The 14,037-nt window shown below is 67.2% G+C and carries 12 protein-coding genes; 5 read left to right on the top strand and 7 right to left on the bottom strand.

Features of this window, described 5'->3' with window-relative positions:
• Positions 1-82: 82 nt before the first annotated feature.
• The 5 genes from tsaD to C2U58_RS15245 all read left to right on the top strand — a co-directional run bounded on the left by tsaD (position 83) and on the right by C2U58_RS15245 (position 6,532).
• Positions 83-1,108: a tRNA (adenosine(37)-N6)-threonylcarbamoyltransferase complex transferase subunit TsaD gene (tsaD, locus tag C2U58_RS15270; RefSeq protein ID WP_102946628.1), complete on the top strand. Its 1,026-nt coding sequence runs from the start codon at positions 83-85 to the stop codon at positions 1,106-1,108.
• A 732-nt stretch (positions 1,109-1,840) separates the two neighbouring features.
• Positions 1,841-2,197 (top strand): dihydroneopterin aldolase, encoded by a 357-nt coding sequence (folB, locus tag C2U58_RS15260; protein ID WP_102946626.1) that lies wholly within the window; start codon positions 1,841-1,843, stop codon positions 2,195-2,197.
• Positions 2,197-3,474 carry a mechanosensitive ion channel family protein gene (locus C2U58_RS15255; RefSeq protein WP_102946625.1) on the top strand — a complete coding sequence of 426 codons (1,278 nt, stop codon included), beginning with the start codon at positions 2,197-2,199 and terminating at the stop codon, positions 3,472-3,474. Before folB ends, C2U58_RS15255 begins: the two co-directional genes overlap by 1 nt.
• A 135-nt stretch (positions 3,475-3,609) precedes the next feature.
• The gene (locus C2U58_RS15250) at positions 3,610-5,784 is read left to right on the top strand and encodes a glycoside hydrolase family 3 N-terminal domain-containing protein (RefSeq protein WP_102946624.1); all 2,175 of its coding nucleotides are present in this window, start codon (positions 3,610-3,612) and stop codon (positions 5,782-5,784) included.
• A 127-nt stretch (positions 5,785-5,911) separates the two neighbouring features.
• Positions 5,912-6,532 (top strand): hypothetical protein, encoded by a 621-nt coding sequence (locus C2U58_RS15245; RefSeq protein WP_102946658.1) that lies wholly within the window; start codon positions 5,912-5,914, stop codon positions 6,530-6,532.
• A gap of 40 nt (positions 6,533-6,572) precedes the next feature.
• Here C2U58_RS15245 and C2U58_RS15240 read toward each other — a convergent pair whose 3' ends face one another.
• The 7 genes from C2U58_RS15240 to C2U58_RS15210 form a co-directional block, all read right to left on the bottom strand.
• The gene (locus C2U58_RS15240; RefSeq protein WP_102946623.1) at positions 6,573-7,730 is read right to left on the bottom strand and encodes a PQQ-dependent sugar dehydrogenase; all 1,158 of its coding nucleotides are present in this window, start codon (positions 7,728-7,730) and stop codon (positions 6,573-6,575) included.
• A gap of 137 nt (positions 7,731-7,867) precedes the next feature.
• Positions 7,868-8,230 carry a hypothetical protein gene (locus C2U58_RS15235; RefSeq protein ID WP_070208630.1) on the bottom strand — a complete coding sequence of 121 codons (363 nt, stop codon included), beginning with the start codon at positions 8,228-8,230 and terminating at the stop codon, positions 7,868-7,870.
• Positions 8,231-8,440: 210 nt separating this feature from the next.
• On the bottom strand, positions 8,441-9,736 hold the full coding sequence (locus tag C2U58_RS15230; protein ID WP_102946622.1) for an amino acid permease: 1,296 nt from the start codon (positions 9,734-9,736) through the stop codon (positions 8,441-8,443).
• The gene (locus C2U58_RS15225) at positions 9,733-10,527 is read right to left on the bottom strand and encodes a L,D-transpeptidase family protein (RefSeq protein ID WP_102946621.1); all 795 of its coding nucleotides are present in this window, start codon (positions 10,525-10,527) and stop codon (positions 9,733-9,735) included. The genes C2U58_RS15230 and C2U58_RS15225 overlap by 4 nt, the downstream gene beginning before the upstream one ends.
• 17 nt (positions 10,528-10,544) lie before the next feature.
• Positions 10,545-11,393, bottom strand: coding sequence for a MurR/RpiR family transcriptional regulator (locus C2U58_RS15220; protein WP_102946620.1), 849 nt, complete (start codon positions 11,391-11,393; stop codon positions 10,545-10,547).
• 7 nt (positions 11,394-11,400) lie between these two features.
• Entirely contained in the window at positions 11,401-12,507 is a 1,107-nt protein-coding gene (locus C2U58_RS15215; RefSeq protein WP_102946619.1) for a dipeptide epimerase, read from the bottom strand.
• Complete coding sequence (locus C2U58_RS15210; RefSeq protein ID WP_253256752.1) at positions 12,507-13,949, bottom strand: SH3 domain-containing protein; 1,443 nt, start codon at positions 13,947-13,949, stop codon at positions 12,507-12,509. Before C2U58_RS15210 ends, C2U58_RS15215 begins: the two co-directional genes overlap by 1 nt.
• Positions 13,950-14,037: the final 88 nt, after the last annotated feature.

Genomic DNA, 14,037 nt, shown 5'->3' with positions numbered 1-14,037 from the left:
CGGCAAACTTCCTGGCCTTGGGTAGTGAAGGGCGCGCTGGCGGTACGTCTGCCAAGGCCTCAAGAGGTCCATAATAGCAGGCATGCGAGTCCTTGGTATCGAATCTTCCTGCGATGAGACCGGCGTGGCGGTGTACGACACCTCCCTGGCCGGCCCGGACGCCCTGCGCGCCCATGCCGTCTACAGCCAGATCGCCCTGCACGCCGAATACGGCGGGGTGGTGCCTGAGCTGGCCAGCCGCGACCACGTGCGCAAACTGCTGCCGCTGATCCGCCAGACCCTGGCCGAGGCCGGGCTGGGCGTGGGCGACATCGACGGGGTGGCCTATACGGCCGGCCCCGGGCTGGTCGGCGCGCTGCTGGTGGGGGCGGGCGTGGCCCGTTCGCTGGCCTGGGCGCTGGAGGTGCCGGCGGTGGGTGTACACCATATGGAAGGCCACCTGCTGGCCCCGCTTATGGAAGATGACCCGCCGCAGGCGCCGTTCGTGGCCCTGCTGGTCTCCGGCGGGCATACCCAGCTGGTGGCGGTGGACCGCATCGGCCAGTACCGCCTGCTGGGCGAGACCCTGGATGACGCGGCGGGCGAGGCGTTCGACAAGACCGCCAAGCTGATGGGCCTGCCGTACCCCGGCGGCCCGCAGCTGGCGGCGCTGGCTGAACGCGGCACGCCGGGCCGGTTCAAGTTCACCCGCCCGATGACCGACCGGCCCGGCCTGGATTTCAGCTTCTCCGGCCTCAAGACCCAGGTCCTGCTGGCCTGGCGCGACAGCGATAAGAGCGAGCAGACGCGCGCCGACATCGCGCGCGGTTTTGAAGACGCCGTGGTCGAAACCCTGGCGATCAAGTGCGACCGCGCGCTGGACGCGGCCGGCACCGACGTGATCGTGGTGGCCGGCGGCGTGGGCGCCAACAAGCGCCTGCGCGCCAAGCTGCAGCAGATGGCCGAACGACGCGGCGGACGTGCGTGCTTCCCGCGCCCCTCACTGTGCACCGACAACGGCGCCATGATCGCCTTCGCCGGCGCGCTGCGCCTGGAAGCCGGCCAGCACAACCCGCCGCAGGTGCAGGTCACCCCGCGCTGGGACATGGCGACGTTGCCGGCGGTGTAGGGAGCCCGGGGCGTCGCCTGAGCACTTCCGATACGGTTTCGTGGTTGCGCATCCATTGACCTACGTGAGGGCATCTCAGGCCGACGACTCGCGCAATCGTCATGAGGTCTTCGTCCAGGTCCCGTCCAAAGATAGGCTCGTGGTGCGCGATTCGGTTGCGCAACTGGCGCACCCGCTCCAGATCAGTGAAGGCACGAGCCCGAGTTCGATGCGCGGGATCCGGCGAGCCAGGCAGCACGGTTCGCATGGTCTTTGCCCAGAGTGACTGATCGAATCTCTGGGTGAACATCTGTTGCCAGAACGCGGTGCAAGCGAGGCCGCAGCTTCATAGGTCTGCATGCGTGAGGCCGAGAAAGATCGATGAATCTGTTCCAGGTTGCGCATCCCGCGCTCCGATGTGTCTACATCGATGGATCCTGCTCAGATGGCGACCCAAGCCCCATCGGAAAAGTCAGCGCTCGCTCGTCGGAGTCGCCCGTGACGGGCAACTCTGCGAGTGTCGTCGCAAAAATGAGATCGACAGGTTGACCTGATGCTCGCCCCGCGACTACGGTAGTCCCGTGTGCCGCCGGGATCAGTTCATGGGGAGACCCATTTCCCCCGGGGACGTTGGCAGTAAGCAAAGGGCCCCGCGCGGGGCCCTTTGTCTTTTCCAGCCCATTGAATCGCCGGTTCGAGGCACGTTCGGGCCCACGCCGTTACCATGGACGCCATCTTTCACGTGGCACTCCTATGGACAAGGTATTCATTGAAGGGCTGGAAATCGACGCCCTGATCGGGATCTACGACTGGGAACGGCGGATCCGCCAGACCCTGCGTTTCGACCTGGAAATGGGCTTCGACAACCGTAAACCGGCGGCCAGCGACGACATCGCCGACACCCTGAACTACAAGGCCGTGAGCAAGCGGATCGAGCAGTTCGTGCGCGAGTCCGATTTCGGCCTGGTCGAAACCCTGGCCGAGCGTATTGCCGAGATCGTGCTGCGCGAGTTCAACGTGCAGTGGCTGCGCCTGAAGCTGAGCAAGCCCGGCGCGGTGCGCGGGGCCAAGGCGGTGGGCGTGATCATCGAACGAACCGCGGATTCATGATGCAGGAAGCTGTGATTGCCACTACGCAGTGGCTGGAAGGGGTGCAGAAGACCCTGGAACCGTACCCCTGGGCATACACCACCCTCGTGCTGTGCGCGTTGGCGCTGGCCGCCTGGCTGGCCAATTTCGTCACCAAGCGGATCCTGCTGCGCGGCCTGCGCCGCCTGCTGCGGCGCCTGCCCGGCCATGGCGCCGGCCACGAAGGCGGCAGCAACCTGCGGGTGATCTCGCGGTTGTCGAACCTGGTGCCCAGCATGGTCATCGCCGCCGGCATCCGCATCGTGCCCGACCTGCCACCGCAGCTGGTGCAGTTCGTGATCGGCGCGTGCCAGGCCTGGGCGATCCTGACCGTGGCGCTGGCCATTTCGCACGCGCTGGATGCGGCCAACGAACTGTACGAACGCCGCCCCGACGCCCGCAGCAAGCCGATCAAGGGCTACCTGCAGGTGGTGAAGATCGTGGTCTTCGTCATCGCCGGGCTGTCCATCGTCGCCACCCTGCTGGGCGTGAAGCTCGGCCCGCTGGTGACCGGCCTGGGCGCTGCCACCGCAGTGTTCATGCTGATCTTCCAGGACACCATCCTGTCGCTGGTGGCCAGCGTGCAGATCAGCGGCGACGGTCGCGTGCGGCTGGGCGACTGGATTGAAATGCCCAGCCAGAACGCCGACGGCGATGTGATCGACATCGCCCTGCACACCATCACCGTGCAGAACTTCGACAAGACCATCACCACCATTCCGACCAAGAAGCTGGTCACCGAGTCGTTCAAGAACTGGCGCGGCATGCAGGAAGCGGGCGGGCGCCGGATCAAGCGCGCGCTGTACCTGGACCAGCACAGCGTGGGCTTCCTGGACGCGCAGGCGCTGCAGCGGCTGGAGCAGTTCGCGGTGCTGGGCGACTACCTGCGTGAAAAGCAGGCGGAGCTGTCGGAATGGAACACTGGGCTGGAAGCCAAGGGCGTGGATGCGGTCAACGCGCGCCGGGTCACCAACCTGGGCACCTTCCGCGCGTACGTGGAACGTTACCTGCGCCAGCATCCGGGCATCCATACGGACATGACGCTGCTGGTACGGCAGCTGCAGCCCACCACCGAAGGCCTGCCGCTGGAGCTGTACTGCTTCACCCGCACCACGGCTTGGGCCGGCTACGAAGGCATCCAGTCGGATGTGTTCGACCACCTGCTGGCGATCCTGCCGGCGTTCGGGCTGCGCGTGTTCCAGGCCTCCAGCGATGCGATGCTGATGGCCGCGCAACAGCATCGGGTGGCGGCAGAGTAAGCTCCTGAGCCCGGCGCGCCGCCCTGGCTGCGCCGGATTTCCCTCCGGGGATGCAAAATGAACGTCAAAATCCTCCACAACGGGCTCGGGGACGCTAGAATCCCGGCCTTGTAAACGTTTTCATAAGGACTGCCGGTGGCCTCCGATCGCATCGAAACCCTCATTGCCCAGATGACCGTCGAAGAAAAGGTCGGCCAGCTGGGCGTGTTCGCGGACATGGTTCGGCCGTTCGCGCCGGACGTGAACCCGGAAGCCAACGTCAGCAACGCCGACCAGGTGCTGCAGCAGGTGCGCGAAGGCAAGGTGGGCTCGCTGTTCAACGGCGTGGGCGTGGAAGCCGGCCGCCGCATCCAGCAGGTAGCGCTGGAGGAAAGCCGACTGGGCATTCCGGTGATCCTGGCTGCCGACGTCATCCACGGCATGCGCACCGTGTTCCCGATCCCGCTCGGTGAAGCGGCCAGCTTCGAACCCGACCTGGCCGAGCGCACCGCGCGCGCCACCGCCGTGGAAGCCACCGCAGGTGGCCTGCACTGGACCTACGCGCCGGCCGTGGACATCGCCCGCGACCAGCGCTGGGGGCGCGGCGCGGAAGGTGCAGGCGAAGACGTGGTACTGGGCTGTGCGTTCGCCGCTGCCCGTGTGCGAGGCTTCCAGGGCCCGGACCTGCGCGCGGCCGACGCGCTGCTGGCCACGCCCAAGCATTTCGCCGCCTACGGCGCGGTGATGGCCGGCATGGAATACAACATGGTGGACATCTCGCCGCAGACCCTGCGCGACGTGCACCTGCCGCCATTCAAGGCCGCCTTCGAAGCCGGCGCGATCACCGTGATGTCCTCGTTCAACGACATCAACGGCGTGCCGGCCAGCGCCAACGCCGAACTGCTCACCGACATCCTGCGCGGTGAGTGGCAGTTCCCGGGCGTGGTGATCTCCGATTACACCGCCGACATGGAGCTGGTGGCGCATGGTTACGCGGCCGACGACCGCGACGCCACCGCCAAGGCGTTCACCGCCGGCCTGGACCTCAGCATGCAGAGCGGCTTCTACGCCGTGCACCTGCCAGAGCTGATCGAAAGCGGCGACGTGCCGATGGCCACGCTGGACGAGTCGGTGCGCCGCATCCTCAACCTGAAGGAAGCGATCGGCCTGTTCGACGACCCGTACCGTTCGCTGGACCTCGAGCGCGAAGCAGACACCTCCTACCTCGCCGCACACGACGAACTCTCGCGCGACGCCGCGCGCCGTTCGATCGTGCTGCTGAAGAACGAAGGCAGCGTGCTGCCGCTGCGCAAGGAAGGCCAGAAGATCGCGCTGATCGGTCCGTTCGTGCAGGACCGCGAGAACATCGAAGGCTGCTGGACGCTGTTCGGCGACAAATCGCGCTACGTCACGTTGGAAGCCGGCGTGCGCGCGGCGATCGGCGATGAGAGCCTGCTGGAAATCGTGCCCGGCTGCGAGCTGGAAGCGGCGCTGCAGGATGGCATCGAGCAGGCCGTGGCCGCCGCGCTGCGCGCCGACGTGGTGGTGCTGGCGCTGGGCGAGCCGCAGCGGTACAGCGGTGAAGCGCAGTCGCGCGTTGAGATCACCCTGCCGGCGGCGCAGCAGGCGCTGGCCGAAGCCGTGGCAATGACCGGCAAGCCGCTGGTGGTGCTGCTGCGCAATGGTCGTGCGCTGGCCCTGCAGGGCGCGGTGCGCAATGCGCAGGCCGTGGCCATCACCTGGTACCTGGGCACCCAGACCGGCCCGGCCGTGGCCGACGTGCTGTTCGGCGACTACAACCCGTCCGGCCGACTGCCGGTGAGCTTCCCGCAGGTGTCGGGCCAGCAGCCGTTCTTCTACAACCATCCGCGCACCGGCCGCCCCGAGCTGCCGACCATGTCCGAATTCAAGGCACGCTGGCGCGAGATTCCGAACGCGCCGCTGTATCCGTTCGGCCATGGCCTGGGCTACACCACCTTCAGCTACGGCGTGCCGCAGCTGGGCAACGCCAAGCTCGGTTGGGACGGTACGCTGGAGATCACCACCACCCTGACCAACACGGGTGCGGTGGCGGGCGAGGAAGTAGTGCAGCTGTACATCCATGACCGCGTCGCCAGCCGCGTGCGTCCGGTGCGTGAGCTGAAGGACTTCCGCAAGGTGGCGCTGCAGCCGGGTGAAAGCACCGAAGTGCGCTTCACCCTGGACCGCCACGCGCTGGGCTTCACCGGCCGCGACGGCGTGTTCCGCGCCGAACCGGGCCAGTTCGACCTGTGGGTGTGTGCCTCGTCGGCAGCTGGCGAACCGGTGGTGTTCGAACTGCTGGCAGGCTGAAGACGGAACGGACATCCGACGTAGCGCCGGGCTCTGCCCGGCCGCGGTTCCGGACGAAACCGGTACCGTCATCACCCCAGCACACCGCCGACGTTACCCTGCGCGTTCGCACTTCATGGAGCCGCGCATGCGCCTGATCCAGATCCTGCTTCCCACGATGCTGCTGGCTGCCTGCAGCCAGCCCGCCCCGCCGGCAGACGAAACCGCCGCGCCGTCGACCTCGCCGCCGGCCACCGCGCCTGCTGCTGCTGAAGACGCACCGCAGGCAGGTCTCTCGCCGGATGCGGTGGAGCCCAGTACCGCGCCCACGCCAGATGCAGCCCCGCCGGTTCCGGGCACCGATTCCGCCGCCACGCCTGCAGACGCCGCACCGGCCGAAGGCGGCGCACGCGAGCGCATCAACAGCCTGCTTGGCGATGCCGAGAAATACGAAAGCGTGTTCAACGACCTGCAGCGCGGTGTTGCCGCCGGTGACCGCGCCACCGTGGCCGGGCTGATGCGTTATCCAGTGCGGGTCAGCATCGCAGGCAAGAGCCAGAAAGTGGCAGATGCCGCAGCCTTCCAGCGCGACTACGACAAGATCGTGACCCCGTCGCTGGCCAAGCTGATTGGCGAACAGAAGTTCGACGAGCTGTTCGTCAACTGGCAGGGCGTGATGCTCGGCCAGGGCGAGGTGTGGATCAATGGCGTGTGCCCGGACAACGACTGCAAAAATGCCGATGTGAAGGTCAACAACATCGGCGAGTGATGCGTCGTAGAGCCGGGCTCTGCCCGGCTCTACCGTTCCATCAACCCTTCGGGGTCAGCTTCAGCAGCTTCGCGTTGCTGCCATCTTCCAGCAGCCAGATCGCGCCATCCGGACCCTGTTCCACTTCGCGGATGCGTTCGCCCATCTTGAAGCGCTCCGCTTCGCGCGCGTTGTCGCCGTCGAACGCCACGCGCACCAGCGAGGTCGACGACAGGCCGCCGATGAAACCGCTGCCGGTCCATTGCGGGAACAGCTTGCCGCTGTAGATGATGAAACCGGCCGGGGAAATCACCGGGGTCCAGGTCACCTTCGGTGCGGCGAATTCCGGGCGGGTGTCGTGGTCGGGAATGTCGCGGCCATCGTAGTGGTTGCCGTTGGACACGATCGGGTAGCCGTAGTTGGCGCCGCGCGTGATCAGGTTCAACTCGTCGCCACCGGCCGGGCCCATTTCATGCACCCACAGCTTGCCGCGCGCGTCGAAGGCGATGCCCAGCGCGTTGCGATGCCCCAGCGACCACGCCTGCGCAGCCACGCCGCCCTGCGAGGCGAACGGGTTGTCAGCCGGCACGCTGCCGTCGTCGTTGAGGCGGATGATCTTGCCCAGGTTGCCACTCATGTCCTGCGCCGGGTCGAACTTCTGCCGCTCGCTGGAGGTGATCCAGAGCTTGCCGTCCGGGCCGAAGGCCAGGCGGTGGCCGTAATGGCCCTTGCCTTCCACCTTCGGGGTCTGGCGCCAGATCACCTTCAGGTCTTCCAGCTTGCCGCTGCCATCGGCCGCCAGCACCAGCTTGGCGCGAGCCACGGCCGCGCCACGGGTGTCCTTTTCGCCTTCCTCGGCATAGCTCAGGTAGACGAACTGGTTCTTCGCGAACTGCGGGTGCGGCAGGATATCGCCGAAGCCGCCCTGGCCGCCGTAGGCCACCTTCGGCACGCCGGTGATCTCCGCGCTCTTCTTCGTCTGCACGTTGAAGTGCTTGAGCTTGCCTTCCTTTTCAGTCACCAGCAGGGTGCCATCCGGCAGGAAGCTCATCGCCCACGGCTGGTCGAACCGGGCCACTTCGGTCGCGGTGAACGGCCACTGGGCCTTGTCCAGCTGCGGCGCGGCGGCGGCGCCCGCCTTGTCGGCAGCAACGCAGGCGGTGGTGAACAGGGCGGGGGTGACGGCAAGGGCAACGCTGAGCAGCAGACGACGGGTCATGGGAAATCTCCGGATGGGGACGCGAATGGCCAACCGGTGTTGTACACCATGCACATCAACGGGGCGTGGACCAGAGGTCACGAAGAAAACCCGCAGCCTCACGGCTACGGGTTCCAGGGTGTGGCGGGTGTACGCAGTCAGGTACCGCGCGGCACGCCCTTGTCCAGGTGCGCCTGGTGCAGCGAGGTGGACTCGTCCCAGCCACGGCGGACCGCGTTGCGCGCCTGCGCCCAGGTCAGCTTGCTGGTGGCCTGTTCACGCGCCCAGCGCGATTCCAGCTCGGCTTCCACCTGCTCGTAGGCTTCGATGACTTCATCGGCTCGGGTGCGGGTATGGCGCGAGCTGTAGCCCAGGTAGTAGGCCGGCTCGTAGTCTTCAAAGCGCTGGTCGCTGTCGTAATACGGCTCGGCGCTGAAGCGTTCACGCCAGTAATCGGATACGGCTTCGCGCGGCACGCCATCTTCCGGCACCCGGCCGGGAATCTGGTAATCAGGGCTCATGTCTGGCTCCGGTGGGGTGAGGCTGTACCGTAGCCAGAAGGCGGTTAACGCCGTGGGCGCGTGGGGTGAATGGTGGGTCAAGGGCAGCGCGCTGCCGGGGCGTGACGCGGACACGCATGGCGTGTCTCTACGCGGACCACGCGTGTCCCACGGGACAATGACCGCGTAGCGACACGCCATGCGTGTCCCACGCGGTGCCACCGAAGCCAATCACCCCACGTTCTTGCGCGGCAACAGGTAAATCACCCCACCCACCGCAAACGCGATCAACGCCGCCGCGATGTTCTGCCAGCTTGCACTGGCGAACAGCGCCAGGCACAGCACCAGCGCCAGGATCGGAATCAACGGGCCACCGGGCAGCTTCAACGCACCGGGACGATCGCGGAACCGCCGCGCCAGCACGATCACCGCCGCCGCCGTGCCGATGTAGGCGAACAACCGCGTGGTCATCGACAACAGCGCCAGCTGCACGAACGAACCCGACAACGCCAGCACCAGCGCGATCAACCCCTGGGTGATGATCGCCGCGGCCGGGGTGCGGAAGCGCGGGTGCACCTGCGCCAGCAGCTTCGGTCCATAGCCATCGCGGGCCAGCGCGAACAGGAAGCGCGGGCCCATCATCATCGTGTTGCTGTTGGTGCCCAGGATCGAGATCGTCGCGCCCACGGTCAGGATCAGCGCAAGCGCCTCGCCGCCGAACCCCGCCGCCGCGTCGGCCAGCGGCGTGGCCGAATCGGCCAGGCCCGGCAGCGTGCCCTGCGCGATGAACTGCACCGCACCGTAGATCACCGTCACCGTGATGATCATCGTGATCAGCGCGAACGGAATGTCCCGGCGCGGGTTGCGGTACTCGCCGGCCGCCGCCGGAATGTTCTCGAACCCGGCATACGCATACAGCAGCAACAGTGCCGCCTCCCCCATGCGCTGCAGGTCATGCGGGTCCGGGCGGGTGCCCGAGAACGCCAGGTCCGTATCCACATAGAACGCGCCGATCGCCACGAACAGCAGCAGCGGCAGCATCTTGCCGATCACCAGCACGATCCCGGTGCGTGCGGCCGAGCGCACCCCGGCCACGTTCACGGCGGTCAGGAAGCCCAGCGACGCCACGATGATCAGCACCCGGCCGAGGTCGTGCCCGGCCCACGGCCAGAACCGCGCCACGGCGTCGGCCAGTGCATTGCTCAGCGCCGCCGCCGAGCTGATCCGGGTCAGCCAGATCATCCAGCCGATCTCGAACCCGGCAAAGCGCCCGAACGCCTCGCGCGCATACAGGTAGCTGCCACCGGGCTCGTCGAAGTAGCTGGCGGCCTGCGCGTAGCACAGCACCAGCAGCGCCACCACGATGCCCGCCGCCACCACGCCCCACAGGCTGAACGGCCCCAGCAGGAGCACCGTAGCCGCCGGCAGCAGGTAGATGCCGCTGCCGATCACATCGTTGATCGACAGCCCCACGATCTGCCAACGGCTGACCGCGCGTTCGAGTTGCGGTTCGGGCGTGGCGCTCATTCAGCGGCCCCGGCCAGCGGCGGCAGCTGCCAGTCGTGCTGCACGCGCTGGTACTGCGCGCGCGGCAGCAGCACGAACACCGGCTTCTGCGCCGGGTCCAGCCACTTCAGCAGCGCGGCCATGTGCTCGGGCTGCATCGCGGTGCAACCGGCAGTGGCCTCGCCCGGCGTGCGCCACAGGTGCGCGAAGATGCAGCTGCCCCGGCGCGGCTCGGCGCCCGGGTTGTGCTCGATCACGAAGCCCTGGCGGTACCGCACGTCGCCCTTGTTGTGCAGGTCCAGCCGCATCGGCTCGGTGGAACCCTCCACCGCCTCGGCGCCGACCACCTCGGCGTCCACGATGCGGTTGTAGTACTTCGAATCCGGCACGTCCATGCAGTAGCTGCTGTCCAGCATCGGCTGGTAGGGCAGGGACGTGGTGGCCTTGTCGGCATAGCCGAACGCAGTGCCGATGCTGAAGATGCCGGCCGGGCTGCGGCCATCACCTTCCTGCTTCACAGGCTCGCCCGGCTGCTGCGGTCCGTCGCCGTTTGCGGCCGGCACCAGGCCCACGCCCCAGGCGCTGCCGCTGCGGCCTACCGACACCGCGAACGCCTCGCCCTCCGCCTTCCAACCCGTGGCCGTGCGCGAGTACGCCTGCAACTGGCCCTGGGTGGCATCCCAGCCCTCGGTGGTAACCACGATCATCTGCCAGTGCTCCTGCAGCGGGGCCACCGCCGGGGTCAGCGCGGCAACGGGCAGGGCGCTGGCAACCAGCACGACGGCAACAGCGGTACGCAGCAACGACAGCATCGGGCAGACTCCGGCAATCAGGTATCGATCAGGTGTTCGATCCGTTCCAGGTTCACCCCGAGCTGGCGGTGGCGGTCCGGGTTGGCGTGGCAGAGCAGCACGAACACGAAGTCCAGCAGCGACTGCAGGGCAGAACGGTACAACAGTTGCGCCACGTGCGGCGCCGGGTCGTGCGCGCACACGACCAGCGCACCGTCGGCATGCGCGCGCAGCGGGTTGGCGCTGTGCCGGGTGATCGACACCACCTTGCCGCCCATGTCCTGGAACTGGCGCGACAGCTGGAACAGCTGCGGCAGCTTGCCGAACTCGGAAAACACCAGCAGCACATCGCCCGGGCGTGCGGCCGAGAGGTTGGCCATCATCAGGATCGGGTCGGCATGGTGCACGGTCAGCATGCCCAGCAGCGAAAGCCGCATGGCGAATTCGCGCGCATACAGCCCATCGTCGCCCAGCCCGTACACGAACAGCTTGGGCGCGTCGTCGATCAGCCGCACGATCGCTTCTACGTCAGCCTGCGGGTTGGCCAGCCGGGTTTCCTCGTCGGCCGCCGTGCGGCTCAGGCGCAGGCGTTCGGCCAGCTGGTCGTAATCGTTGGCCGGGGCGGCGGTTGGCGGACTGCTACCACCCTCATTGCCGGCACGGGCCACCGCCTCGCCGATGGAATACTTAAGGTCCGGATAGCCCTTGAAGCCCAGCTTCTGGCTGAACTTGACCACGCTGGACTGGCTGATCCCCAGCGCGCTGGCCAGCTGCTGCGAGGAGTAGTCGCGCAGCAGGTGGGCGTTGTCGAGGATGAAGTCGGCAATTCGGCGTTCGATCGCCGACATGTGGTCACGCTCGGAGCGGATTTTCACCAGGGGCGGCATGCGCTCTTCACCATATAGGGGGCTTCAACATCTCCAATCCTCGCACTTCGGTGATGCCCAATCCCGGCGCATCGCTGATGGTGATCTCGGACTCGTTGAAATGTACCCCGCCTGTGACCGGATTGAACTGCCCCAATGATGGCCCGTCCAGGTCCACCTTGGTGATGACCTCGCTCTTGGCCACGGCCAGGTGCACCGCCGCAGCCACGCTGATGCTCGACTCGATCATGCAGCCGATCATGCACGGCACCCCGTAGATGGCGGCGATGTCGGCAATCCGGATCGCGTTGGAGAGGCCGCCGGTCTTCATCAGCTTGATGTTGATGATGTCCGCCGCGCGCTGCTGGATCAGGTCGAACACCTGGCCCGGGTTGAACACGCTCTCATCGGCCATCACCGGCGTGTTGACCCGGTCGGTCACGTACTTCAGCCCGCTGATGTCGGCCGCCTTCACCGGCTGCTCCAGCAGTTCCAGCACCACCCCGGCGTCTTCCAGGGTGCGCATGGCGTGCACCGCCTGCTTGGCGGTCCAGCCCTGGTTGGCGTCCAGGCGCAGCAGCGCCCGGCCCTGCACCGCCGCGTGGATCGCCTTGACCCGCTCGATGTCCAGCCCGATGTCCTTGCCGACCTTGATCTTCAACGACTCGAAGCCACGGTCGATCGCTGACAGCGAATCGGCCACCATCTTGTCGATGTAGTCCACGCTGATGGTGATGTCGGTGGTGATCACCGGGTCGCCACCGCCCAGCATCTGGTACAGCGGTGCGCCGTGTAGCTGCGCCCACAGGTCGTACACCGCGATCTCCACCGCCGCCTTGGCGCTGGTGTTGCGCTCCATCGACGACTGGATCAGCGCGCAGATGCGGTTGAGGTTGGCCACCTCCTGCCCGATCAGGCGCGGCTTGATGAAGCGGTCGATGGCTTCGACGATTGAGCCGTGGGTATCGCCGGTGATCACCGCCGTGGCCGGCGCTTCACCGTACCCGGTGTGGCCGCTGTCGGTGCGGACCAGCACCACCACGTCTTCCACCGTGTCCACGGTACGCAATGCGGTCTTGAACGGGGTCTTCAGCGGCACGCGCAGCATGCCAAGTTCAATGTCGGTGATTTTCATCAAGGAGTCTGGGGCCGGATACGCTGGATGTTGGTGATGCGGTCGATGTAACTGACGGTGTCGCTGGCCATCATCGGCTGCAGCGGGGTCACCGATACCCCATTGAGATGCGCCTGCACACGCGTGCCGCCCGGCCCGAACCAGCTGCCGCCGGAGGTGTCGTGGATCATCCACGTCTGCCCGTCCAGCTGACCAATGGTGACCATCACATGGCCCGGGATGTAGACCAGGTCGCCCACCTGCAGCTGCTGCACGGCGGCGTTGCGCTTGGCCTTGTCGTCCGTCGCGGTGAAGGCGATGCGGTCCAGCGCCGGGCTCACCGCCTGCGCGCTGGTGTTGCGCGGCATCAGCACGCCGAAGCTGCGGTAGATCTCCGAAACGAAGCCGCTGCAGTCGCGGGTGTCGTAGGAATGGCCCCAGCCGTAGCGCTCGCCCAGGAACTTGAAGGCCTGGGTAAGCAGGTTGCGCGGGGTCAGCGGCAGGTAGTCGGCGGCGGTGTCCTGCGAGCGCGGCAGCAGCGCCGGCACCAGTGCCAGCGAGCCGTCGGTATTGCGCACCGGCAACTGCACCACGTGCGCGGCATGCGCCTGCTGGCCGTTCACGGTCTGCGCCTGGGGCCAGTCGGCCAACACCGGCAGCCGCACGCCCATGTCCAGCTGCAACCGCGACACGCGCGGTGCTTCCGGGGTGAAGGCGGTGAACGCGGTCGCGCCGGTCACCACCCGATACGGGCCCTTCTGGCCGTAGCCGAGCACCGTCGCGGCATCGCCGATTCCCACGAAGCGCTTTTCGATCCACGCCGAGTAGCGCTCGCTGGTGACGAACAGCCACTTCCCGTCGGCGCTCTCATGCAGCACCGCCACCGCGTCGCCCGGGAACAGCGCGGACTCCTGGAAGCGGTCGATATCGGTGTCGCCCTGCGAGGTGAACACCCGCAGCGCGGTCGGGAACGCGCGCAGGTCGGCGCGGTGGGTGACCAGTCCGTACTGCAGCGGGCGCGCGGCGGGAATCGCATCCAGTGCCAGGTTGGCCTCGATGCTGGCGCGTGCCGTGGCGGCAATCGGCTGGGTGTCGACGCCGAACAGTGCCTTTTCAGGCCAGCGCGAGAGCTTCTGGATGTCGGCCAGCACCTGCGCACGCGGCAGCGACGCCGGCAGCGCCCGCAGGTCGTGAATGGAGTCGTCTTCGGCCCGCATGCGTGCGTTCTGCGCGTCAATGCCGGCCCGGTCCAGGATCACCCGGTCCGAGTTAGGCAGCCGCGCCGCCCAGAACGCCGGGTCCAGGTAGGCCTCGCGCAGCCCGACCACGCCGCCGAAACCACTGGGGGTCGCAACCGGGGCCTCGGCCCAGGCGGCGGTGCCGGGCAGGGCCAGCATCGCTGCCAGCACTACGCGCGCCGGCCACGCAAGCCGCGCAGGGCGGCGGGGGGAAGCCTGGATCATGGAGCGGTCATCCTCCTCGGAAGCGTCAGGAATATTTATTCCTTTTTTCAGCGAAAGCAAGAATAAATTATTGACCCCCTGTCAGGCC

Origin of the sequence: Stenotrophomonas sp. VV52, from assembly GCF_002893095.1 — a bacterium.
Taxonomy (GTDB): Bacteria; Pseudomonadota; Gammaproteobacteria; order Xanthomonadales; family Xanthomonadaceae; genus Stenotrophomonas; species Stenotrophomonas aracearum.
Note: the sequence above shows the minus strand (reverse complement) of the source record. Positions and strands in the feature narration are given on the sequence as shown.

Bases quoted from the DNA above. Each gene is read 5' to 3' on its own strand.
- tsaD (WP_102946628.1), top strand. From the start codon at position 83: ATGCGAGTCCTTGGTATCGAATCTTCCTGCGATGAGACCGGCGTGGCG.
- folB (WP_102946626.1), top strand. From the start codon at position 1,841: ATGGACAAGGTATTCATTGAAGGGCTGGAAATCGACGCCCTGATCGGG.
- C2U58_RS15255 (WP_102946625.1), top strand. From the start codon at position 2,197: ATGCAGGAAGCTGTGATTGCCACTACGCAGTGGCTGGAAGGGGTGCAG.
- C2U58_RS15245 (WP_102946658.1), top strand. From the start codon at position 5,912: ATGCGCCTGATCCAGATCCTGCTTCCCACGATGCTGCTGGCTGCCTGC.
- C2U58_RS15240 (WP_102946623.1), bottom strand. From the start codon at position 7,730: ATGACCCGTCGTCTGCTGCTCAGCGTTGCCCTTGCCGTCACCCCCGCC.
- C2U58_RS15235 (WP_070208630.1), bottom strand. From the start codon at position 8,230: ATGAGCCCTGATTACCAGATTCCCGGCCGGGTGCCGGAAGATGGCGTG.
- C2U58_RS15230 (WP_102946622.1), bottom strand. From the start codon at position 9,736: ATGAGCGCCACGCCCGAACCGCAACTCGAACGCGCGGTCAGCCGTTGG.
- C2U58_RS15225 (WP_102946621.1), bottom strand. From the start codon at position 10,527: ATGCTGTCGTTGCTGCGTACCGCTGTTGCCGTCGTGCTGGTTGCCAGC.
- C2U58_RS15220 (WP_102946620.1), bottom strand. From the start codon at position 11,393: ATGCCGCCCCTGGTGAAAATCCGCTCCGAGCGTGACCACATGTCGGCG.
- C2U58_RS15215 (WP_102946619.1), bottom strand. From the start codon at position 12,507: ATGAAAATCACCGACATTGAACTTGGCATGCTGCGCGTGCCGCTGAAG.
- C2U58_RS15210 (WP_253256752.1), bottom strand. From the start codon at position 13,949: ATGATCCAGGCTTCCCCCCGCCGCCCTGCGCGGCTTGCGTGGCCGGCG.